Source organism: Acidimicrobiia bacterium, assembly GCA_040880805.1.
Taxonomy (GTDB): Bacteria; Actinomycetota; Acidimicrobiia; order IMCC26256; family DASPTH01; genus DASPTH01.
The window spans coordinates 25,956-45,769 of the sequence record JBBDHW010000019.1 but is presented as its reverse complement, the minus strand read 5'-3'; the positions used below and the strand labels follow the sequence as shown (position 1 = coordinate 45,769).

The following is a 19,814-nucleotide window of genomic DNA, read 5'->3' as shown; positions in this document are numbered from 1 at the left end:
GCATGAACTACGGCGGGTGATGCCGGGCGCTCATGCGGGTGTCCGACCCATGGTGATGGAGGACACCCGCATGAACTACGGCGGGTGATGCCGGGCGCTCATGCGGGTGTCCGACCCATGGTGGAGGTGGATACGAGGATGAACTACGGCGGGTGACGGGGAAACGGGGTCCCGGGTACGCTCCGGCCGTCGATCCGAGTCGCGTCCATCCGAGTCGCGCACGCCGAATCACGCACGGAGGGCCTCGATGTTGTCGACGATGCAGGACTTTCCCCTCACCATCGGGATGATCTTCCGCCACGGCCGAACGGTCCACGGCGACAGCGAGGTGGTGACCTTCGAGGGTGACTCGAGCCGCCGGGCCTCGTTCACCGAAGTCGCCACCCGGGTCGACCAGCTGTCGGCGGCGCTGCGTCGCCTCGGCGTGGATTCGGGTGACCGGGTCGGCACCTTCGCGTGGAACACCCAGGAGCACCTCGAGGCCTATTTCGCGATCCCCTGCATGGGGGGTGTGCTCCACACACTCAACATCCGGCTGTTCCCCGATCAGCTCGTGTACATCGTGAACCACGCCGAGGACCGCATCGTCATCGTCGACGGCACCCTCATCCCGGTGCTCGCGAAACTCGCGCCCGAGCTGTCGAGCGTCGAGTACTACATCGTGGTGGGTGACGCCGACACCGCCCCGCTCGAGGGCAACCGCGCGCAGGTGCTGCGCTACGACGAGCTTCTCGCCGCCGAGCAGCCCGGCATCGCGTACCCGGAGATCGACGAACGCGCCGCGGCAGCGATGTGCTACACGAGCGGCACCACCGGCAACCCGAAGGGTGTCGTCTACTCGCACCGCTCCACGTTCCTGCACTCCCTCGGCGTACTGCAGGCCGGCGCGGTCGCGTACACCGATCGCGACCGGGTGCTGCCCGTCGTACCGATGTTCCATGCGAACGCATGGGGAACGCCCTACGCCGCGTGGATGGCGGGCGCCGATCTGATCATGCCCAATCGCTACCTCCAGGCCGAGCCGCTCGCGCGTCTCATCGAGCAGGAGAAGCCCACCTGCGCGGGCGCGGTGCCCACGATCTGGACGGAGCTCCTCCATTACGCGGAGGCGAACTCCGTCGACCTCTCGTCGCTCGAACGAGTCATCTGCGGCGGCTCGGCGGTGCCGCGCCCGCTCATCGAGCAGTTCGAGCAGCAGTTCGGCATCCGCATCCTGCAGGGCTGGGGCATGACGGAGACGAGCCCGCTGGCCGCGGTGTCGTGGCCGCCGAAAGGCATCGACCTCGGCACCACCGAGGAGATGGACTGGCGAGTGAAGTCGGGGCGCGTCATCGCCGGCGTCGAGCTGCGCATCGTCGACGACGACGGCACCGTGCTCCCGTGGGACGGTGAAGCGGTCGGCGAGGTCCAGGTGCGCGGTCCGTGGATCACGGGCTCGTACTACCGCGACCCCGACCCTCTCAAGTTCCACGACGGCTGGCTCCGCACCGGCGACATCGCGAGCGTCACGCCGAACGGCTACATCCAGATCACCGACCGCGTGAAAGACGTCATCAAGTCGGGCGGGGAGTGGATCTCGTCGGTGGAGCTCGAGGTGCTGCTCATGGCGCATCCCGCGGTGGCGGAGGCCGCGGTGATCGCGGTGCCCGATCCGCGCTGGGACGAGCGACCGCTCGCGTGCATCGTGCGGAAGAGCGATGCCGAGGTGACCGCGAGCGAGCTGCGCGAGTTCCTCGGTGATCGCATCGCGAAGTGGCAGCTTCCCGAGCGTTGGACCTTCATCGACGAGGTCCCGAAGACGAGCGTCGGCAAGTTCGACAAGAAGGTGCTTCGCTCTCGTCACGCCGACGGCGTTCTCGTCGTCGAGGAGCTCGCGTGAACCGCGGGCAGCCTTGGCCGCGATGACCCCGACGCTCGCGGAGTCGGTCTTCGACCGGCTCGGCGGCGACCTCTGGCTCCTCATTCCTGCGTTCGCCTTCTCGGTGCTCGCGGGCATTTTCGTCGGCCGGGTGCTTGGGGTACGGCGGTCGTTCGGTGCGAGCGTGCTCTCCGGGATCGTCGGCTTCGCAGTGGGCGTCGCGATCTCACTGCTCATCGCGAACGAACGCGGCAACGCGTCCGAAGGCTTCGCCCGCAATCTGTTCCTGTTCGCGTTGTTCGGCGCGATGGCGGCTGCGGTGTGGATCGAGTTCCTCTCGCGGCCGGGCATGATGGCCCGCGCGCAAACCGGCCTCGCGTCGGTTCCGCACCCGGTGCGGTCCCTCCGTCGCCGCGGTCGCCGGATGGCGCGGTACGCCGAGATCACGAGGATCGCGGTGCGCAACGGCCTCGGTCCTTCGCTCGGCCTCGGCCGGCACGACGACGTCTCCCGGAACGGCGCGAAGACCCCCACCGTGCGGCGGCTCCGGCTGTCGCTCGAGCAATGCGGCGGCATGTTCGTGAAACTCGGCCAGATCGTCTCGACGCGCTCGGATCTGCTGTCCCCCGACGCGGTCAAGGAGCTCTCGTTGCTCCAGGATCACGTGCAGCCGGCCGCTCGCGACGACGTCGCCGCCTTGCTCGAGTCGGAGTTCGACGCGCCGCTCGAGGACGTATTCGCCACCTTCGACTGGCAGCCGCTCGCGGCGGCGTCCATCGGTCAGGTCTACCGAGCCGCCCTGCCCGACGGCTCACCGGTGGTGGTCAAGGTGATCCGGCCCGGCATCGAAGAGTCGGTGGCGGTCGACCTCTCGGTGCTCGAAGAGCTCGGTCGCGTCGCGGAGACGCGTACGTCGTGGGGCGCCGACTATCACGTGATGGATCTTGTCGACGAGTTCAGTTCCCGACTGCGCGAAGAGCTCGACTTTCGCATCGAGGCGCGCAACGCGCGCGCGATCGCGTCGAGCCTGCCGCACGGATCGCGGATCTCGGTTCCCGAGGTCTACGAAGAGCTGAGCACGTCGCGGGTGCTCGTGATGGAGTGGCTCGACGGCGCGAGTGTGCGCGACGTCGCCTGGGGCGATGCGCGCGCCGGGGAGCGAACGAAGATCGCCGACCTCCTGCTCCGCACCGTCCTCGAGCAGATGCTCCAGGACGGGGTGTTCCATGCCGACCCGCACCCCGGGAACGTGATGCTGCTCACGGACGGTCGCCTCGCGCTGATCGACTTCGGCGCTGCCGGCCGTCTCGATTCTGTCCAGCAGGCCGCGCTCCGAGAGCTCATGGCTGGTGTGAGCCGGCGCGACGCCGACGCCGTCGCGCAGGCAGTGCTGCAGGTCGCGAGCCTGCGACGCGGCGTCGACATCGCCGAGTTCGAGCGCGCGCTCGCGCGGTTCATGGCTCAACATCTCGCGCCCGGCGCGCGCGCCGACGCCGCGATGTTCAACGCGATGCTCCGGCTGTTCTTCGAGTTCGGCATCACGCTCCCGGCGGAGTGGAGCACGTTCTTCCGCGCGTTGATCGTGCTGGAGGGCACGCTCACCACGATCGCGCCGGGCTACTCGGTGATCGACGCCGCCGAGGCGATCGCCGCGCAGTGGGTACGCGGCCAGATCACGCCCGGATCCGTGCAACAGGCGGTGCGCGACGAGATCCTGCGCACGGTGCCGATGTTGCGGCGGCTGCCGCGCCACGTCGACCGCGCGTTCAGCATGCTCGAACGCGAGGGGATCCGCGTGCGGGTGAGTCACTTCCAGGACGCAGACGACACGCGATTCGTGACCACCCTCGTGAACCGCTCGATCCTCGCGTTCCTGTCGGGGACCATCGGCTTGCTGTCCGTCGGGCTGATCGCGATCGAGGGCGGCCCGCCGTTCACCGGCAACACGTCGCTCTTCCAGGTGTTCGGCTACTTCGGCCTGTTCTGCTCGACCGTCCTCGCCATGCGCGTCATCGTCGCCGTCCTCCGCGACCGCCTCAACTAGCCCGGATGGGCGCGTGAGCACCCGGCGGAAGTTCGACGGTTCTCTCCCGGGGTGCTGTTCCCGGCGCGGCGCAGGGTGACCCGATACTCTGCGCCCGTGCGTCGGAGCATCTTGATCGTCTCCGCGTCCATGGGCGCGGGTCATGACGGCGCGGCCAAAGAGCTTCGCAAGCGGCTCGACGAGCGCGGCCATCGGGTAGAAGTCATCGACTTCCTCGACGCGGTCGCGCTCCACATCGGGCCCTTCCTCCGCTGGTTCTACCAGGTGCAGCTCCGGCTCTTCCCGTGGAGCTACGAGCTGTCGTACCGCATGGCGCCTCTCCTGCGCGCTCCCGCGGTGATGGTCGATACGTGGCTCACTCGTCGGAAGCTGCGCAAGGCGATCAAGGCGTTCGGGCCCGACACGATCGTGTCGGTCTACCCGCTCGCGTCGCTCGTCCTCGGCCGCATGCGGCGCACGAAGATCCTCCGCGTCCCCGTCGTCACCTATCTCACCGACTTCGCGGTGCACTCGCTGTGGGTACACCCGGGCATCGACCGTCACCTTGCTGTCAGTGAGCTCTCTGCCGCGGCGGCGGTTGCTCGCGGTGGCAAGGACGCGCGTGCGCACGGACCCTTGGTCGCCGACCGGTTCCGTGATGCTCGCATCGACCGTGCCGCGGTGCGGAGCGCGCTCGGCCTCGCACCCGACGACCGGGCGGTGCTCGTCGTCGCCGGGTCGTGGGGCGTCGGTGACGTCCTCGCCACCGTCGAGGCGATCGGGCGCTCCGGCGAGTTCCACCCGATCACCGTGTGCGGGAAGGACGAGAAGCTCCTGACCCACCTCGAGAGCCGCGGCTTCGGCACGGTGATCGGTTGGAGCGACGAGATGCCCGCGCTCATGACTGCCGCCGACGCGCTGGTGGAGAACGCGGGCGGCCTCACCTGCATGGAGGCCTTCGCGGTGGGCCTCCCCGTGATCACGTACCTTCCGATCGCCGGGCACGGCAAGGACAACGCCGAGATGATGGCGCGCTCGGGCGTCAACTACTACGCGCGCGACGACGAGGAGCTGCAAACACGTCTGCGCGAGCTCACCACTCCGGGTCCGGCACGCGAGCAGCTGGTCACGACCGCGCGCCAACTGTTCACCGGCGACCCTGCCGACGCCGTCGCCGAGCTCGCGGTTGCCAACAACTCGGTCGACCGCAAGGGGCGGGTGGTCGTGCTGCGCACACCCAAGGGGCGCCGCTCGGTCACGATCGTGGCCGCGAGCGTGGTCGCGCTGTACATCGGGCTCACCGTCGGCGCCCAAGCGGTCTCGGCGATCGGTGTGGGTGTGGCCAAGCCACCGGCGAACGCCGAGCACGCCGCGTACATCGGGGTACGGCTCGACGATCGTCAGCTCAGCGACCGAGCGCTACTCGCTGCGATCGACGACCTTGGTGTGTCGGCGGTGATCGACGCGCGGACCGCCAGCCATCACTCGCCCGAGCTCGAATGGTTGGTCGACCGCAAGGTCGATATCGCGAACGGAGGATGGGGTAAGGGAACGCTGCTCCCGTGGAACCAGGCCCGGAACGACCTCGACAAGGCCGGCAAGGTGATCGCCCGTGAAACCGGCGAGCCGATGCACGAGTTCGTCTCGGCCCGACGGCCCGACGCGTTCGACCAGTTCTTCTCACGGCGCTCGAAGCAGCGCCTCGTCGTGCCCGATCACACCTTCGGGCCCGAGAACTTGCCATCGACGTTCGAAGCACGGAAGGTGTACCTGCTCGACGGTCGCGACCGCGACGCGAAGGCGATGGAGATCGCGGTGTCCGACCTCGAGGCGCGGCTCGAGCGCGCCGGTCTGCACGCGCACCCGCTCGGGGAGCTCCGCTGAGGCGTGCGGTCAAGCTGGCCGGGATGGCGGGCGCGGTTGGTCTCGGTGCGGCCACAGTGCACGCGGCACCGGCGCTCGTCGGGGTGTCGCCGATCGGAGTGCGCATCACGCCGCGTCTCGTCGGTGTCGGCCGGCCCGGACACGTTGCGTTGACGTTCGACGACGGCCCCGATCCGGTGTCGACGCCCGAGATTCTCTCGGTGCTCGACGACCTCGGCTGGCGCGCCACGTTCTTCATGCTCGGTGACATGGTTCGTCGATCACCGACGGTTGCTCAGGACGTCGCGGCCGCCGGCCACGAGGTTGCGGTCCACGGTGATCTGCACCGCAACATGCTGCGACGCACGCCCCGCAGTACCGAGCACGACGTCGCGCACGCGTACGACACCGTCGCGGCTGCCACCGGCGTCGAGCCGCGCTGGTTCCGGCCGCCGTTCGGCATCCTGTCGTTCTCCGCGCTGCGCGCGGCACGCCGCCACGGGATGGCGACGGTCCTCTGGACCACGTGGGGCCGCGACTGGCGGCGCGAGGCCACGCCCGAGACCGTCGTCGCCGACGTGACCCGCCGCTACCTCGACGGCGGGACGGTGCTCCTCCACGACTCCGACTGCGAGTCGTACCCCGGATCGTGGAAGGCCACCGTGGGTGCACTGCCCCGGCTCGCCGACGAGCTCGCGGCGCGCCGTCTCACCGTCGGTGCGGTCGGCGACCACGGGATCGAGTCGGGCAAGGGGTTCACGTACCCTCGCTGACATGGCCATCGCGCTCGCGCTCCTCGCGGGGCTCAGCTATGCGGGTGCGTCCGTGCTCCAACAGCGGGTTGCGTCCGAGCAGCCGCCGGAGCTGTCGCTGCGGCCGGCCCTCCTGCTCGCGCTGGTGCGGCGACCGGTGTGGCTGCTCGGCATCGTCCTCGACCTCGGTGCCTTCGGCTTCGAGGCCGGCGCGCTCGCGACCGGGACCGTGGTCACCGTCGCGCCGCTGCTCGTGAGCGGTCTGTTGTTCGCGCTGCCGTTGTCGACGATCGGTCACGGGCGACGCGTCACCCGGCACGAATGGATCCCCGCGATCGCGGTCACCGGAGGGCTGGCGTTGTTCGTGGTCGTCGGCTCGCCCGATGGCAATCGCTCCACCGCGTCGCTCGGCGCGTGGGTCGTGGCGGGCACGGTCGTCGCGGTGATCACGGGCACGCTCGTCGCGCTCGCGGTGAAGACGATGGGATCGCGGCGCGCGCTCTACCTGGGTGTCGCGACGGGCACGGTGTACGGCTTCACCGCGATTCTCACCAAGGCCACGGTCGACCTCTTCGACGGTGGGGTGGTCCAAGTACTGGGACACTGGCAGCTGTACGCGTTGCTCGCGGTCTCAGCCGTCGGGCTCCTGCTGAACCAGAGCGCCTTCCAGGCCGGCCACGTGGCCGCGTCGTTGCCCGCCATCGCGGTGACGAACCCCGTGCTGAGCTGCATCTTCGCGGTGACGATGTTCGGCGAGCACCTCGACGCGCACGGCTCGCTCGCGGTGACGGTGACGGCTGCAGCGATCGGGGCGATGGCGGTGGGCACGATCGCGCTCGCGCGCTCGCCGCTCGTGACGCACGAAGAAGCTGACGCGGCCGTTACTGCTTGACGCGCTGGAGATCCAGGACCGCGTCGGCGAGGGTGTCGAGCTCCTCGTCCCACGACTCGACCGGCTCCAGCGGCACCGGCACGAGCTTGGAGAAGCCGACCGCGATGAACTCCTCGAGCCGCGTCCGCAGCGCGTCGAGACCCACGATGATCACCTCGTCGGGGTCGACGCCGCGGCGTTGCGCGAGTGCACGCGCGAACGCGCTCGGCATCTCGGTGCGCGCGTAGAACACCATCGCGCCGAAGTGCTCGGGGTCGATGGCGCGGCCCGCGTCGGCCGCCGCCTTCTCGACGATCACCCGGCCGTCGGCGACCACCGCGGGAGTGGAGAAGCTGGGGAGCCACCCGTCGCCCAAGCGCCCGACGCGGCGGAGCTCGGCGGGCGCGCGGCCACCGAGCCACACGTCGAGCGGTTGCTGGATCGGGAGCGTGCCGATCGACACGCCCTCGTAGTGATAGCGCGGGCCGTCGTGGTCGACCGCCTCCTCGGTCCACAGGCGACGGAGCAGGGGGAGTGCCTCGTCGAACAGCGGCGCGCGATCTTCCCGCGTGACGCCGAAGGCCTGCTGCTCCATCGGCTCCACGACGCCGAGCCCGAAGGCAGGGAGCGCGCGCCCACCGGACAGCCGGTCGAGGGCCGCCCACTGTTTCGCGAGGAGCACCGGGTTGCGCCCGGGGAGCACCTGTACCGACGTGCCGAGCTTCAGCTTGCGCGTGCGCCCGGCCGCGAACGAGAGCGCGACCAACGGGTCGGGCGCCGGTCCCGTCGCGCGCTCCGAACACCAGATCGAGTCGAAGCCGTTGCGTTCGAGCGCGTCGACGAGCTCGCCGAACCGAGTGCCGCCGTCCGCGAGCCCCGCCGTCCCCGCGCCAAATCCGATCCGAACTTTCACCATGCGCTCGCTCTCTGCGAGGCGGGATACCCGCCTCGCCGCCGTTCGCTCGCTGGCGAGCTCTCTGCACTCGCTGCCGCTCGCTCCGTTCGCCGCGTGCGCCTCAGCATCTAGACACGCAGAGACTCGTACTGCCGCAGCTCGCGGCGGGCGATCTGCTGGAGGTGCACCTCGTCGGGGCCGTCGACGAGGTGGAGGGTGCGCGCGTGCGCGTACATCTCGGCGAGTGGCCAGTCGTCGGTGACGCCCGCGCCGCCGAACGTCTGGATGGCGCGGTCGATCACGGAGGTGGCGAGCCGGGCCGCGATCACCTTGATCGCGCCGATCTCGAAGCGCGCGCTCTTCTTGCCGACGGTGTCGATCAGCCACGCAGCCTTCAGCGTGAGAAGGCGCGCCTGTTCGATGGCGATGCGCGACTCGGCGATTCGTTCCTGGATCACGCCCTGGTCGGCGAGGTGCTTGCCGAACGTGACCCGCGTCTGCGCCCGCCGACACATCAGCTCGAGCGCGAGCTCGGCCATGCCGATCGCGCGCATGCAGTGGTGGATGCGCCCCGGACCGAGCCGTGCCTGCGCGATCGCGAACCCGCCACCCTCCTCGCCGAGGATGTACTCCTTCGGCACCCGCACGTTCTCGTAGAGCGTCTCGCAGTGGCCCATGCCGTGATCGCGGCCGAACACCGGGAGCGAGCGAACGATCGTGACGCCGGGCGTGTCGAGCGGGACGAGCACCATGCTGTGGCGTCGGTGCGAATCGCCATTCGGGTCGGACACGCCCATGAGGATGGCGAAGCTGCACCGCTTCGACGCCGCGCCGCTGGTGAACCACTTGTGCGCGTTGATCACGTAGTGGTCGCCGTCACGCTCGATGCGGCTCTGGATGTTGGTGGCGTCGGAGCTGGCGACGAACGGCTCGGTCATCGCGAAGCACGAACGCGTCTCCCCGTCGAGCAGCGGCTGGAGAAACTGCTCGACCTGCAACGGCGTGCCGAACTCCGCGAGGATCTCCATGTTGCCGGTGTCGGGAGCGTTGCAGTTGGTGGCTTCCTGCGAGAGCGGCGAGCGCCCCATGAGCTCGCACAGCGGGGCATAGTCGAGGTTGCCGAGCCCGGCGCCGTACTTGTCGTTGGGCAGGAAGAGGTTCCACAAGCCGCGTGATCGCGCTTCCTTCTTCAGCTCCTCCATCACGGGCGGATGGAAGTGCGGATCGCCCGAATCCTCGACCTGCTTCCGGGCGACGGGCGTGGCCGGATCGACGAACAGGTCGATGAACTCGGCGAGCTCCCGCCTGAGCTCCTCGGCGCGTGGGCTGGGCGCGAAGTCCATGGTCGCATCCTCGTCCGTCTGCGAACCTGCGTCGTTCAAGGTCGTATAGCCGCCTTGAACGACGCCAGTTCGTGCTGGGTGGTGTGGCCCGGACCCTACTGCTCAGCAGGCGCACTGCACGGAGTCGCCTTCGCGCACGATCGGGCGGAGCGCGGGCGCGACGTGGTCGATGCGGCCGGCGTTGATCGAAGCGAACTCGCGCTGCGTCGTGCCCGTCCTCGGGTCCACCGCGAGCACCCGGTCGGTGAGCGAGACGAAGAGCGTGCGCGAGCTCGACGCGGGCTGGATGCCGGTGACCGTGCCCGGCACGTACCAAGCGCCGGACGCGGCGAGATCGGTGAGGTTCACCGAGGTCACCTCGCTGGCCGTGGCGACATACAGCGTTGTGCTTCCGGCGACGGTTGCTCGCACCGTCGTATCGGTCGACGGTTCGGGAAGCCGCGCCGTGCGCGTGATGCGGAGCGTGGCGGTGTCGAGCTCGGCGAGCGCGGCCGCCGCCGGTGCGACGACGTAGAGACGGGTACCGGACGGCGACACCGCGACCGCGCCGACGGGGCTCGCCGCGAACTCGGGGGGAAGATCGACACAGGTCGCGCGTTCGCGTTGGAGGTCGAGCACGTGCACGAACGCCTCGGCCGGCTCGGTCGCGGTGGCGTCGCGTGTGTACAGCGTGTAGAGGCGACGGCCGTCAGGCGCCATCGTCTGGGCGCGGGCGGTGCCGCGCATCGGTTCCTGGAGTTCGTCCTCGTTGCTGCGGACGGCACGGGTTTTCAGGACCTTGGCGTGGCCGACCACGTCGATACGAGCGACGCGGTACCGGTCCGGCGCGGTCGGTGGTGAGTACTCGATGACGAACAGCGAGTAGTTCGAGAGCGAGAACGCCTCTGGTTCGACGTTGCCCATGACCGTGTACGTGCGGGGCTTCTGACCGGTGCGAACAACCGTGAGCGTCGTGGTGGGGCGGGGCGTGGGCTCGTACGGGTTGGCGCCCGTGGTCGCGTTCTCGCTGAGCACCGCCGCGGAGCCGTCGTCGGAGACCGCGCGCAACCCGAGGTTGGGCGCGAGCTTGCGGGTTGCGAGCGCCTTGCCGGTGCGCGCGTCCGACGTGGTCAGCACCGTCGCGGTGTTCGTCGACTGCGTCGAGTAGAGCCGCGACCAGTCGCGTGACGCGATCGCGGGCGACTTCGTGAACTGCACCGCACCGGTCTCCGGCGAGAGCGCGGTGATCGTGCTCGCGCTCCCGACGTAGAGCAGTCCGTCAGTTGGCGGGCTCGCCTGCGCAACCGGACTACCGACGCCAGCAACGATTGCAGCGACCGCCGCGAGCGCAAGACTTCGAATGGACAGCATGCTTGACCGACGTCTGAGTGCGTGTTGGCGTTGCCTATTTCTTCAGGTCGATTCGGAGCAGCGTGCCGTTCGACACCGCGAGCACCGTGTTCGGTCCGATCCAGGCGAACGACGCGTCCCGCCCCTTGTCGAGCACGACCGTCGTCATACCGTGGGCTCCGCCGAGTAGCACGACTGCCGGCGCGCCGCCCGCGGTGCCCTCCACCCAGACGCGTCCGTCGGCTGCGGACAGCGAGGTCGCAGCGAAGCCGCGTGGCAGCCTCTGATCGCCGACGTGTACCTGGCCGGTGGCGCCATCGGTTCCCAGTGTGAGCACGCCGCCGACGCCGTCTTGGGCGAGGTCGATCACCGGGCCATCGGCGACGCCTCCGGAGGGTTTCAGCGTTCCCGAGCCGTCGGGTCGGAGCAACTGCACGCCTCCGCCGGCCGTAGTCACCGAAATGACACCGCTCCCGACTGCGACTGCACGGGTGTCAGTGGGTGACAGGTCGATCCGTGCGGTGAGTCGCGCGGTCGCGGCGTCGTAGCGGAGCACTCCGTCGCGCACTGGTATCCACACGGCACCGCTACCCGCGACCACTTCCCCGACCGGGTCGGTGCCTGGCGGCAGGAGGGTCGACACGACCGCGCCGTCGGCGCCGATGCGCTTCAGGAACGTATCCGGGAGTCCGTTCGGTGGTGCCGGGTTGCGGGTCACAACCCACCGCGCGCCACCGTCACCATTGGCGATCGAGAGAATCTCGGCCTTGAGGTCTGTCCGCCCTTCTTCGCGGAAGGTGCGGTCATCGAGCCGCACGATCCGCGACGGCGGATAGGTGAAGCTGTCGCGGTCGTGGTCGTAGGCCGCGAGCGAGAGTGTGGAGCCGGAGACGACCAGCGGTCCGCGCACGTAGCCCTGGTCGGGATCGAGCGTGACGGGCACCGGTGTGCGCGCGGTTCCCGCCTTCGGCGTAACTGCCGCGCCACCGGTGATCACACGAACAGTCGACGCGCCGCCCGGCGCAGCGACGCGAGATACCTCGCCGTCCTCCTGCGCCAGCACGACGACCATCGACAGCGCGACGACCAGCACGAACGCGACCGCGCCGAGCTCGATGCGTCGAACCGTGTGTCGACGCGCGCGCTTGTGCGCGACGCGATCGAGCACGCCGTTCGTGGCCACGCGCGGCACCGCGGCACGCAGCGACTGCTCGAGCTGGTCCTCACGCATCCGTGGCTCCGTCGTCGAGTGTCTCGGCGAGCGACTGCCGCGCTCGGAAGAGCATCGCCTTCACCGTTCCTTCCGCGATCCCGAGCTGCTCGGCGATCTCGCGGACGTCGAGGCCGAGGTAGTAACGGAGCGCGGTGACCTCGCGTTGCCGGCGCGGGAGGGCGAGGAGTGCCTGCCGCACCGCGTACGCCTCTCCGCTCGCACCGGTGACGTCGTGGATCTCCGGGCGCAGTGCACCGAGGCGCGTCCGTGCCCGGCGCTCGCACCGCCACCGCCGCATCTGGCTGCGCGCCAGATTGAGCGCGACCGTCGTGATCCACGCGGGCAGTCGCTCGATCTCCTTGCCCCGCGCCGTCTGCTCCCAGGCACGCGCGAGGGCCTCCTGCACCGAGTCCTCCGCGGTCGCGACGCTGCCGCACACCAGGGCAACCGTGGACACGACCTGGCGGTATTCACCGTCGACGAACGCCCGGATCCGCTCGTCGTCGCTCTCGACGCTCTGGAGCGCCGGATGGTCGTGTGCCGGAGGCGGTTGCTCGGCCAGGGCTTGCACGATTCCTCCCTGCAAGCGCGGCGCGCCTGCACGGGATCGACGCACAGGAGTCGGTTTCGGTTGCCTCGGAATGGCACGTAGCCTGACACGGGTGCCCATGGGCCCGTTGCGCGAGGACGCAGTCGACCCCGATCCGATCGTGCAGTTCGGCCGCTGGTACGCCGATGCCGAGGCCCGAGGCGTGCTGGCGCCCGACGCGATGACCGTGGCGAGCGCCACGCCCGACGGCCGCCCATCGGCCCGAGCCGTCCTGCTGCGTGGCCTCGACGAGCGCGGCTTCTGCTTCTTCACCAACTTCAGGAGCCGGAAGGGCCGCGAGCTCGACGCCAACCCGCACGCGGCCGTGCTCTTCCACTGGCCCGCGGTGCAGCGACAGGTGCGCGCGACGGGTCGAGTCGAGCGCGTCTCCCAGGAGGAGTCGGAGGCGTACTGGCGCAACCGGCCGCGCGCGAGCCGCGTGAGCGCGTGGGCGTCGGCGCAGAGCGAGCCCATCGGATCGCGTGAGGAGCTCGAGGCGCGCGCAGCTGCTGCCGAAGCGCGGTTCGCCGAGGACGACGGCGACGTTCCCCTCCCGCCGTTCTGGGGTGGCTACCGACTCGTCCCCGATGAGCTCGAGCTCTGGGAGCACCGCGAAGATCGACTGCACGACCGGTTGCGCTACACGCGCGCGGACGACGGCACCTGGGCGATCGACCGCCTCCAGCCCTGAGCCGATCGTGCGGCTCTCGTAGGGTGTCCCGCATGCGCCGTTCCATCGATGATGCTCTCGACGACCATCCCGCCGACGACGACGAACGCCCGCCCGTGTCGTGGGCCATCGCGCTCACCGACGACTGCGACGCGTGCGGCGAGGGCGACCTGCGCGTCGTCCTGACCGTCGAGGAAGCCGGGCGAGCCGGGCTCGGGATTGTCGCGCACCTCGCACCCGACACCGCGCGTCGCCTGCGAGTCGCGATCGCCGCGGCACTCCGCGAGATCGGCGAAGACCCTGGAGATTGAAGGGCGTACAGTGGCGTGGTGAGCTCGACCGAGTGGGAACGACCAGTCGACAGATTCAAGCGATCCGCCGCCGGGTCGGTCGTGGCCGCAGGTCTGCTCGGTCTCCGTGACGCACTCGAAGGGCGCCCCGAGAAGGAAGAGCCGGCGATCATCTCGGAAGCGCCCGCCGCGCCCCCACCCGACAACCTCGACGTGATCCTCGACTTCGAGCACCCCGAGCGTTCGGTCGTGTACGTCTACGAACCCCCTGAGCCCCCCACACCTGGTGTCTGAGACCTTCGACCTGCACACGACGTACGCCCACCTCGGCCTCGGCGCGCGCGTCGAGCCGCTCCCGGACTTCCAGTGGACGCCCGAGTACCTCGACGCCTACGTGCAGCGCACCGCGTCCGACGGCAACGAGGGCCGGCTCGTCGTGTTGATGAAGCAGGACGCGTCGTGGGACTCCTGGGAACGACACCCGGCCGGTGACGAGCTCGTGGTGCTGCTCTCCGGTCGCGCCGACCTCATCCAGGAGATCGACGGCGAACACCGCGTGGTCGAGCTGCGTCCCGGCATGGCGGTGGTCAACCCTCCGGGCGTGTGGCACACCGCCGATGTACACGAACCCGGCGAGGCGCTCTTCATCACCGCCGGCCGCGGCACCGAGACCCGCCCCCGCTGATCGCGCGTGCCGCGCGACAGCTCGTTCTCGATCCCGTCCGATCTGCGCGACAGCTTCGCCGGTACGGAAGACGGTGATCGTTGGCTCGCCGCCCTCCCGGGCTTGGTCGACGAGTTCGAACAGCGGCCACGCGTGCCGACGGCACCGACGTAGTGATCAAGCTCGCGTTCCCGGAGCGAGAGGCGCGTCACGAGGGGACCGCGCTGCGGTGGTGGGACGGCGACGGCACGGTGTTGCTACTCGACGAGGATCGCGAGCACTTCGCGTTGCTGATCGAGCGTTGTGAACCGGGCCGTCGCCCGCGAGGTCGACTACTCAATGTGGGAATGGGACCGCGGGCAAGACGAGAAGGCGCGAGAAGCGATGGAGCGCGTGGCGGTGCTCGCCCGCCTCGCGAGCCTGTGACAGCTCGTCACAGGAGCAGTGGAGTGCGCAGGCCGTAGGCGTCGGTGTCGTCGAGCGTGAGGCGGTACTCGGCGATCTGCTCCACCGACACGATGGTGATGAGGTGCTCGGTCGCGAAGCCGTCGAGGTACGGCAGCCGCGCCGGCGAGCCGTCCTCGTGCAGCACCTCGCAGATCGTCGCAACCGGTGGAAGCCCTGCGAGCCGCGCGAGGTCGACGGCGGCTTCAGTGTGGCCGCGCCGCTCGAGCACCCCACCCGGGCGAGCGCGTAACGGGAACACGTGCCCGGGTCGATGGAAATCGGATGGCCGGGCGCCGGGGTCGATCACCTTGCGGATCGTGCGCGCACGGTCGGCCGCGCCGATTCCGCTCCCCGCAGTGACATGGTCGATCGAAACCGCGAACGCGGTGTCGCAACCGGCGCGGTCCGACGGCACCATCGGCCATACGTCGAGCGCGTCGAGCACTCGACCGTCGCATGGCATGCACACGAGCCCGCGACCCCAGCGCAACATGAAGTTGACGGCCTCGGGTGTGACCCAACTCGCGGCCATCGTGAGATCGCCCTCGTTCTCACGGTCTTCGTCGTCGACGACGAGGACCATCTCGCCGCGGCGGATGCGCTTGAGTGCGTCGTCGATGGTGGCCAGTGGCATTGGGGCTCCTGGTTCTCAGTTGTCGGGGAGGGTCACGACCATGCGGCAGCCGTGCGGCTCCCGCCGTTCCGGGTGGATGTCGCCGCCGTGGAGGTCGACGATCCATTGCGCGATCGCGAGGCCGAGCCCCGCGCCGCCGTCGCTCGACGCGCGTGCCGCGTCGGCGCGGTAGAAGCGTTCGAAGATCCGCGTCTGCTCCGACTCGGGGATGCCCGGGCCTTCGTCGACGACTTCGATGACGACGCTGTCGCAGGTGCGGTGCGCGCACACCTCGACCACACCGCCGCGCGGCGTGTGGCGTACCGCGTTCTCGAGCAGGTTCGCGACCACCTGGTGCACCCGCTCGGGATCGCCGTCGGCGGTGAGGTCGGGTGAGTCGACCGCGATCGAGACGTCGATCTCGGGTGCATGCAGGCGTTGCTCGCGCACAGCGTGAGCCAGCAGCGGCTCCACCCGGAACGCGGTGCGCTCGAGCGGCACCGCGCCCGATTCGAGGCGCGAGAGATCGAGGAGCTGCTTGACCAGCCGGCCGAGCCGCTCCACCTGCGTGAGCATCGTGTGGAAGGTCTCGGGGTCGGGCTCGGTGACTCCGTCGACGAGGTTCTCGAGCAGCACTTGCAGTGCAGTGATCGGTGTGCGCAGCTCGTGAGACACGTTCGCGACCAGGTCGCGCCGCACGCGGTCGGTCTCGGCGAGGTCGGCGGCCATCTGGTTGAACGCGCGCGCCAATGCGCCCACCTCGTCGCGCGACGAGGAACGCACGCGTCGCTCGTAGTTGCCCTTGGCCATCTCGGACGCGGCGGCGGCCATCTCGCGCAGCGGCGACGTCATGCCGCGCGAGAGGAACCACACCATGGTCATGGCGACCGCGGCGGCGATGACGCCGCTCACCGACGGCCACAGCCCGATCTTGAGACCCACCCAGAACACGAACACGGTGATCGCGACCGCCGCCGCGATCACGAAGCCGAGCTTGAGTTTGATCGACGGGACGTCGTCGAGCGGGTGGGCGAGGCGCGCTCGACGGTTCACGCGGCGGATTCCCCCGCGGCGTAGCCGACACCGTGCACGGTGCGCACCACGTCGTTGCCCAGCTTGCGGCGGAGCGCGCGCACATGCGAGTCGACCGTGCGGGCCCCGGCACTGTCGTGATAACCCCAGACCTGCGCCAGCAGCTGTTCCCGGGTGAAGACGCGAGCGGGCCGTTCGGCGAGGTATACGAGCAGGTCGAACTCGGTAGGGGTGAGGTGCACCGACTCGTCGCCACTCTTGACGCGGCGGGTGGCGGGCTCGAGGGTGACCGGCCCCACCTGGAGCGTCGCGGTGGGGACGGCGGGCCGGCGCTCGACCCGCCGCAGCAGCGCATGCACTCGGGCTACGAGCTCACGCGCGCTGAAGGGCTTGGTGAGGTAGTCGTCGGCGCCCACTTCGAGGCCGACGATGAGGTCGGTCTCCGAGTCGCGCGCAGTGAGCATGAGGACGGGCACCGGCCGGTCCCGCTGGATCTCCCGGCAGACGTCGAGGCCGTCGAGGCCGGGAAGCATGAGGTCGAGCACGACGAGGTCCGGGCGGAGCCGCTCGCAGAGCTCGACGCCCGCCTGCCCGTCGGGGGCGATCGTCACCTCGAAGCCCTCGCTGCGGAGCCGGGTGGCCACGGCGTCGGCGATCGGCGGTTCGTCCTCCACCACGAGGATCGTGCGCGTGAGCATCGGGGACGGAACGGGCATCGTCGGTCCAGGATAAAGACACGCTCTGAAGGTGTCCCGCTGGAGTTGTGGAGATTCGGTGGAGATCATCCGAGCCCGACGGCCGCTCCGGGGACCATCTCGATGCCCACGGTGTCGCCGACCTCGGGAACGGAGCCGTCGACGGCGACCGCGACCTCGAGGCGCTCACCGTCGCCCACCTCGATCTCCAGGAGATAGTGGTCGCGACGGAACGTGCGGCCGGTGACGACGGCCGTTCTGGCGGACGACGGCGTGAGCGCCAGCCCCTCGGGGCGCACTGCGATGAGGCCGTCGCCGAACGCGTGGGTCACGTTCCAGCCGAGGAACCGGGCGACGAACGCATTCTTCGGGTGGTCCCACACGTCGGCCGGCGTGCCGGACTGTGCGATGCGGCCCCCTTCCATCACAACGACGCGGTCGGCGAGCGCGAAGGCCTCGTCGTGGTCGTGGGTCACGAAGATGATGGTGACCCCGAGACGCACGAACAGCGCGCGCAGTTCGGCGACGAGCCGGTCGCGCAGCGCGCGGTCGAGAGCGCCCAGCGGTTCGTCGAGCATGAGCAGTCGCGGCGCCGGCGCGAGCGCGCGAGCCAGCGCGACTCGTTGTTGCTCGCCGCCTGACAGTTCCGCGACCCGACGATGGTCGAACCCAACGAGTCCGACGAGCGCGAGCGTCTCGCGTGCGCGCGCCTCGGCTTCGACGCGCGGGCGGCGCTGCATGCGAAGCCCGAAGATCACGTTGCCAATCACATCGCGGTGCGGAAAGAGCGCGTGATCCTGGAACATCAGGCCGAACTCGCGACGGTGTGGCGGCACGTTGGCGAGGTCGACGCCGTTCCACCGCACGCGCCCGGTTGCCTCGGGCGCGAGGCCCGCGACCGCCCGGAGCAGCGTGCTCTTGCCGCTGCCGCTCGGGCCCAGCACGCTCACGATCTCGCGTGCAGCGACCGCGAGATCCACGCCGTCGAGCGCGGTGACCTCCCCGTAGCGAACCGAGAGGTGTTCCACCTCGAGCATCAGAACTCGCCCACCGATCCCACCCGGAAGCCCTCGATGGCGAGGATCGCGAGTGCGGTGATTGCCATGAGGATCACGCTTGCGGCCATTGCCGCGCCGAAGTTGAGTGGCCCCGGCTGTCCGAGGAGCCGGTAGACGAGCACCGGCAGCGTCGGCGAGGTCGGTCGCACGATGAAGATCGTGGCGCCGAACTCGCCGAGCGAGATCGCGAACGCGAACCCGCCGGCCACGAGCGCGGCACGGGCGACGATCGGCAGATCGACCTCGCGCCAGACCCGAGCCGGCGGAGCGCCGAGGGTCGCCGCGGCCTCCCGGAGTCGCGGGTCGATGGCCCGCAGCACCGGGGTCATCATGCGAATGACGAACGGGATGGCGATCAGCGCTTGCGCGATCGGAACGAGGAGCCACGACGTGCGGAGGTCGAGCGGGGGCTCATCGAGCGCGATGAGGAACCCGAACCCCACGGTCACTGCCGACACGCCGAGCGGCAGCGAGACGAGCGCGTCGAGCGCGCGTCCACGCCGTCGGGCGAGCACTATCGCGCCGCAGCCGCCGACGACAACCGCGATGACCGTGGCGAGCACCGCATACCGCAACGACGTGCCGACCGCGTTGAGCGGTGGCACGAACAACGTGCTGCCGCGGTGGAGCTCGTCGAGCGCGCGGTAGAAGTCGAGGCCGTAGCCCGTCGGCGTGTGCAGCGACCGCTCGACGAGCACCGCGATCGGACCCCCGAGCAGCAATGCCATCACCGCGAGGTTCACTCCCACCACGACGCGCTCCCGCGTGGTGCGCGGACGGTGCGCGGTCTCGGTGGCGGCCCGCAACCGCAACGCCGCACGCTCGCGTCCCTGGATGCGCGCGGTGACCGCGAGGAGGAGGCCGACGGCCACGAGCTGCACGAGCGTGAGCGCGGCCGCGAGCGGGAGGTTCAGGAGTTGAGCCGTCTGCCGATAGATCTCCGTTTCGAGCGTCGCATACCGCGGGCCACCGAGGATGAGGATGATGCCGAACGATGTGAAGGTGAAGAGGAACACGACCGCGCTCGCGGTCGCGATTGCCGGGCGCAGCGCGGGGAGGGTGACCGCCCGGAACGCCCGCCACTTGCTTGCGCCGAGCATGCGCGCGGCTTCCTCCTGATGTGGGTCGAGGTGTGACCAGAGGCCGCCGACGGTCCGCACGACCACCGCGTAGTTGAAGAACACGTGGGCGATGAGGATCGCCCACACCGTCTGGTCGAGTCCGAGGCTCCCGAGCGTGCCGCCCGGTCCGAGCAACGCCGCGAACGCGGTGCCGACCACCACCGTGGGCAGCACGAACGGTACGGTCACCAGCGAGCGCACGACGCGTCGCCCGCGGAACTCGTAGCGCGTGAGCATGTACGCGCCAGGGAGCGCGATCGCCACGGTGAGCACCGTCGACACGGTGGCCTGCCACACCGTGAACCAGATCACGTGACGGAGCGACGGGTCGGTGACGACCTCGCGGAGTGGGTCGAGGTCGAGACCCGCATCCCCAGGCGCCAGGCCACGTGCGACGATCGTCGCGACCGGGTACACGAAGAACACCGCGAAGAACGCGAGCGGGACGAGCGCGAGCAGCGCGCTTGCGCCGCGCCGGTGCGCGACGA

Annotated in this window: 21 protein-coding genes; 11 read left to right on the top strand and 10 right to left on the bottom strand. The window is 69.9% G+C overall.

All coding sequences use genetic code 11. From position 1 onward, the window contains the following. The first annotated feature begins 247 nt into the window (after nucleotides 1-247). The 5 genes from WD271_03625 (at nucleotide 248) to WD271_03605 (ending at nucleotide 7,388) form a co-directional block, all read left to right on the top strand. Nucleotides 248-1,879 carry a long-chain fatty acid--CoA ligase gene (locus WD271_03625; protein ID MEX1006915.1) on the top strand — a complete coding sequence of 544 codons (1,632 nt, stop codon included), beginning with the start codon at nucleotides 248-250 and terminating at the stop codon, nucleotides 1,877-1,879. 22 nt (nucleotides 1,880-1,901) lie between these two features. Next, nucleotides 1,902-3,902: an AarF/UbiB family protein gene (locus WD271_03620; protein ID MEX1006914.1), complete on the top strand. Its 2,001-nt coding sequence runs from the start codon at nucleotides 1,902-1,904 to the stop codon at nucleotides 3,900-3,902. A gap of 96 nt (nucleotides 3,903-3,998) precedes the next feature. Next, on the top strand, nucleotides 3,999-5,765 hold the full coding sequence (locus WD271_03615; protein MEX1006913.1) for a glycosyltransferase: 1,767 nt from the start codon (nucleotides 3,999-4,001) through the stop codon (nucleotides 5,763-5,765). A 23-nt stretch (nucleotides 5,766-5,788) separates the two neighbouring features. Beyond that, complete coding sequence (locus tag WD271_03610; protein MEX1006912.1) at nucleotides 5,789-6,517, top strand: polysaccharide deacetylase family protein; 729 nt, start codon at nucleotides 5,789-5,791, stop codon at nucleotides 6,515-6,517. Between the two features lies 1 nt (nucleotide 6,518). Next, complete coding sequence (locus tag WD271_03605) at nucleotides 6,519-7,388, top strand: DMT family transporter (GenBank protein MEX1006911.1); 870 nt, start codon at nucleotides 6,519-6,521, stop codon at nucleotides 7,386-7,388. Here WD271_03605 and WD271_03600 read toward each other — a convergent pair. The 5 genes from WD271_03600 to WD271_03580 form a co-directional block, all read right to left on the bottom strand. Beyond that, nucleotides 7,378-8,280, bottom strand: coding sequence for an LLM class flavin-dependent oxidoreductase (locus WD271_03600; GenBank protein MEX1006910.1), 903 nt, complete (start codon nucleotides 8,278-8,280; stop codon nucleotides 7,378-7,380). The two genes, WD271_03605 and WD271_03600, sit on opposite strands and share 11 nt — an antisense overlap. 110 nt (nucleotides 8,281-8,390) lie before the next feature. Continuing rightward, nucleotides 8,391-9,605 (bottom strand): acyl-CoA dehydrogenase family protein, encoded by a 1,215-nt coding sequence (locus tag WD271_03595; protein ID MEX1006909.1) that lies wholly within the window; start codon nucleotides 9,603-9,605, stop codon nucleotides 8,391-8,393. Nucleotides 9,606-9,707: 102 nt separating this feature from the next. Continuing rightward, nucleotides 9,708-10,955, bottom strand: a complete 1,248-nt coding sequence (locus WD271_03590; protein MEX1006908.1) for a hypothetical protein — start codon at nucleotides 10,953-10,955, stop codon at nucleotides 9,708-9,710. 34 nt (nucleotides 10,956-10,989) lie between these two features. Continuing rightward, nucleotides 10,990-12,165, bottom strand: a complete 1,176-nt coding sequence (locus WD271_03585) for a hypothetical protein (GenBank protein ID MEX1006907.1) — start codon at nucleotides 12,163-12,165, stop codon at nucleotides 10,990-10,992. Then, nucleotides 12,158-12,718, bottom strand: coding sequence for a sigma-70 family RNA polymerase sigma factor (locus tag WD271_03580; protein MEX1006906.1), 561 nt, complete (start codon nucleotides 12,716-12,718; stop codon nucleotides 12,158-12,160). Before WD271_03580 ends, WD271_03585 begins: the two co-directional genes overlap by 8 nt. 97 nt (nucleotides 12,719-12,815) lie before the next feature. Between WD271_03580 and pdxH the strand changes: the two genes are divergently transcribed. The 6 genes from pdxH to WD271_03550 all read left to right on the top strand — a co-directional run bounded on the left by pdxH (nucleotide 12,816) and on the right by WD271_03550 (nucleotide 14,786). Then, nucleotides 12,816-13,427 carry a pyridoxamine 5'-phosphate oxidase gene (pdxH, locus tag WD271_03575; GenBank protein MEX1006905.1) on the top strand — a complete coding sequence of 204 codons (612 nt, stop codon included), beginning with the start codon at nucleotides 12,816-12,818 and terminating at the stop codon, nucleotides 13,425-13,427. A gap of 32 nt (nucleotides 13,428-13,459) precedes the next feature. Further along, nucleotides 13,460-13,717, top strand: coding sequence for a hypothetical protein (locus WD271_03570; protein MEX1006904.1), 258 nt, complete (start codon nucleotides 13,460-13,462; stop codon nucleotides 13,715-13,717). Between the two features lie 18 nt (nucleotides 13,718-13,735). Beyond that, a complete protein-coding gene (locus WD271_03565; GenBank protein ID MEX1006903.1) occupies nucleotides 13,736-13,990 on the top strand; it encodes a hypothetical protein in 255 nt (84 codons plus the stop codon). Beyond that, nucleotides 13,983-14,381, top strand: coding sequence for a cupin domain-containing protein (locus WD271_03560; GenBank protein MEX1006902.1), 399 nt, complete (start codon nucleotides 13,983-13,985; stop codon nucleotides 14,379-14,381). The genes WD271_03565 and WD271_03560 overlap by 8 nt, the downstream gene beginning before the upstream one ends. Before the next feature lie 6 nt (nucleotides 14,382-14,387). Beyond that, the gene (locus WD271_03555) at nucleotides 14,388-14,534 is read left to right on the top strand and encodes a hypothetical protein (protein ID MEX1006901.1); all 147 of its coding nucleotides are present in this window, start codon (nucleotides 14,388-14,390) and stop codon (nucleotides 14,532-14,534) included. Nucleotides 14,535-14,663: 129 nt separating this feature from the next. Continuing rightward, nucleotides 14,664-14,786 carry a hypothetical protein gene (locus WD271_03550; GenBank protein ID MEX1006900.1) on the top strand — a complete coding sequence of 41 codons (123 nt, stop codon included), beginning with the start codon at nucleotides 14,664-14,666 and terminating at the stop codon, nucleotides 14,784-14,786. Between the two features lie 7 nt (nucleotides 14,787-14,793). Here WD271_03550 and ribB read toward each other — a convergent pair whose 3' ends face one another. The 5 genes from ribB to WD271_03525 all read right to left on the bottom strand — a co-directional run bounded on the left by ribB (nucleotide 14,794) and on the right by WD271_03525 (nucleotide 19,785). Then, nucleotides 14,794-15,441, bottom strand: a complete 648-nt coding sequence (gene ribB / locus WD271_03545) for a 3,4-dihydroxy-2-butanone-4-phosphate synthase (GenBank protein ID MEX1006899.1) — start codon at nucleotides 15,439-15,441, stop codon at nucleotides 14,794-14,796. Nucleotides 15,442-15,456: 15 nt separating this feature from the next. Further along, entirely contained in the window at nucleotides 15,457-16,473 is a 1,017-nt protein-coding gene (locus tag WD271_03540; GenBank protein ID MEX1006898.1) for an ATP-binding protein, read from the bottom strand. Next, nucleotides 16,470-17,168 (bottom strand): response regulator transcription factor, encoded by a 699-nt coding sequence (locus WD271_03535; protein MEX1006897.1) that lies wholly within the window; start codon nucleotides 17,166-17,168, stop codon nucleotides 16,470-16,472. Before WD271_03535 ends, WD271_03540 begins: the two co-directional genes overlap by 4 nt. A 65-nt stretch (nucleotides 17,169-17,233) precedes the next feature. After that, nucleotides 17,234-18,184, bottom strand: coding sequence for an ABC transporter ATP-binding protein (locus WD271_03530; protein MEX1006896.1), 951 nt, complete (start codon nucleotides 18,182-18,184; stop codon nucleotides 17,234-17,236). Beyond that, nucleotides 18,184-19,785: an iron ABC transporter permease gene (locus tag WD271_03525; GenBank protein ID MEX1006895.1), complete on the bottom strand. Its 1,602-nt coding sequence runs from the start codon at nucleotides 19,783-19,785 to the stop codon at nucleotides 18,184-18,186. The genes WD271_03530 and WD271_03525 overlap by 1 nt, the downstream gene beginning before the upstream one ends. Nucleotides 19,786-19,814 lie beyond the last annotated feature (29 nt).

What these genes read in the sequence shown, in the direction of transcription:
- WD271_03610 (MEX1006912.1), top strand. Translation starts at nt 5,789, where the DNA reads ATGGCGGGCGCGGTTGGTCTCGGTGCGGCCACAGTGCACGCGGCACCG.
- WD271_03605 (MEX1006911.1), top strand. Translation starts at nt 6,519, where the DNA reads ATGGCCATCGCGCTCGCGCTCCTCGCGGGGCTCAGCTATGCGGGTGCG.
- WD271_03590 (MEX1006908.1), bottom strand. Translation starts at nt 10,955, where the DNA reads ATGCTGTCCATTCGAAGTCTTGCGCTCGCGGCGGTCGCTGCAATCGTT.
- WD271_03620 (MEX1006914.1), top strand. Translation starts at nt 1,902, where the DNA reads ATGACCCCGACGCTCGCGGAGTCGGTCTTCGACCGGCTCGGCGGCGAC.
- pdxH (MEX1006905.1), top strand. Translation starts at nt 12,816, where the DNA reads ATGGGCCCGTTGCGCGAGGACGCAGTCGACCCCGATCCGATCGTGCAG.
- ribB (MEX1006899.1), bottom strand. Translation starts at nt 15,441, where the DNA reads ATGCCACTGGCCACCATCGACGACGCACTCAAGCGCATCCGCCGCGGC.
- WD271_03585 (MEX1006907.1), bottom strand. Translation starts at nt 12,165, where the DNA reads ATGCGTGAGGACCAGCTCGAGCAGTCGCTGCGTGCCGCGGTGCCGCGC.
- WD271_03530 (MEX1006896.1), bottom strand. Translation starts at nt 18,184, where the DNA reads ATGCTCGAGGTGGAACACCTCTCGGTTCGCTACGGGGAGGTCACCGCG.
- WD271_03625 (MEX1006915.1), top strand. Translation starts at nt 248, where the DNA reads ATGTTGTCGACGATGCAGGACTTTCCCCTCACCATCGGGATGATCTTC.
- WD271_03595 (MEX1006909.1), bottom strand. Translation starts at nt 9,605, where the DNA reads ATGGACTTCGCGCCCAGCCCACGCGCCGAGGAGCTCAGGCGGGAGCTC.
- WD271_03535 (MEX1006897.1), bottom strand. Translation starts at nt 17,168, where the DNA reads ATGCCCGTTCCGTCCCCGATGCTCACGCGCACGATCCTCGTGGTGGAG.
- WD271_03570 (MEX1006904.1), top strand. Translation starts at nt 13,460, where the DNA reads ATGCGCCGTTCCATCGATGATGCTCTCGACGACCATCCCGCCGACGAC.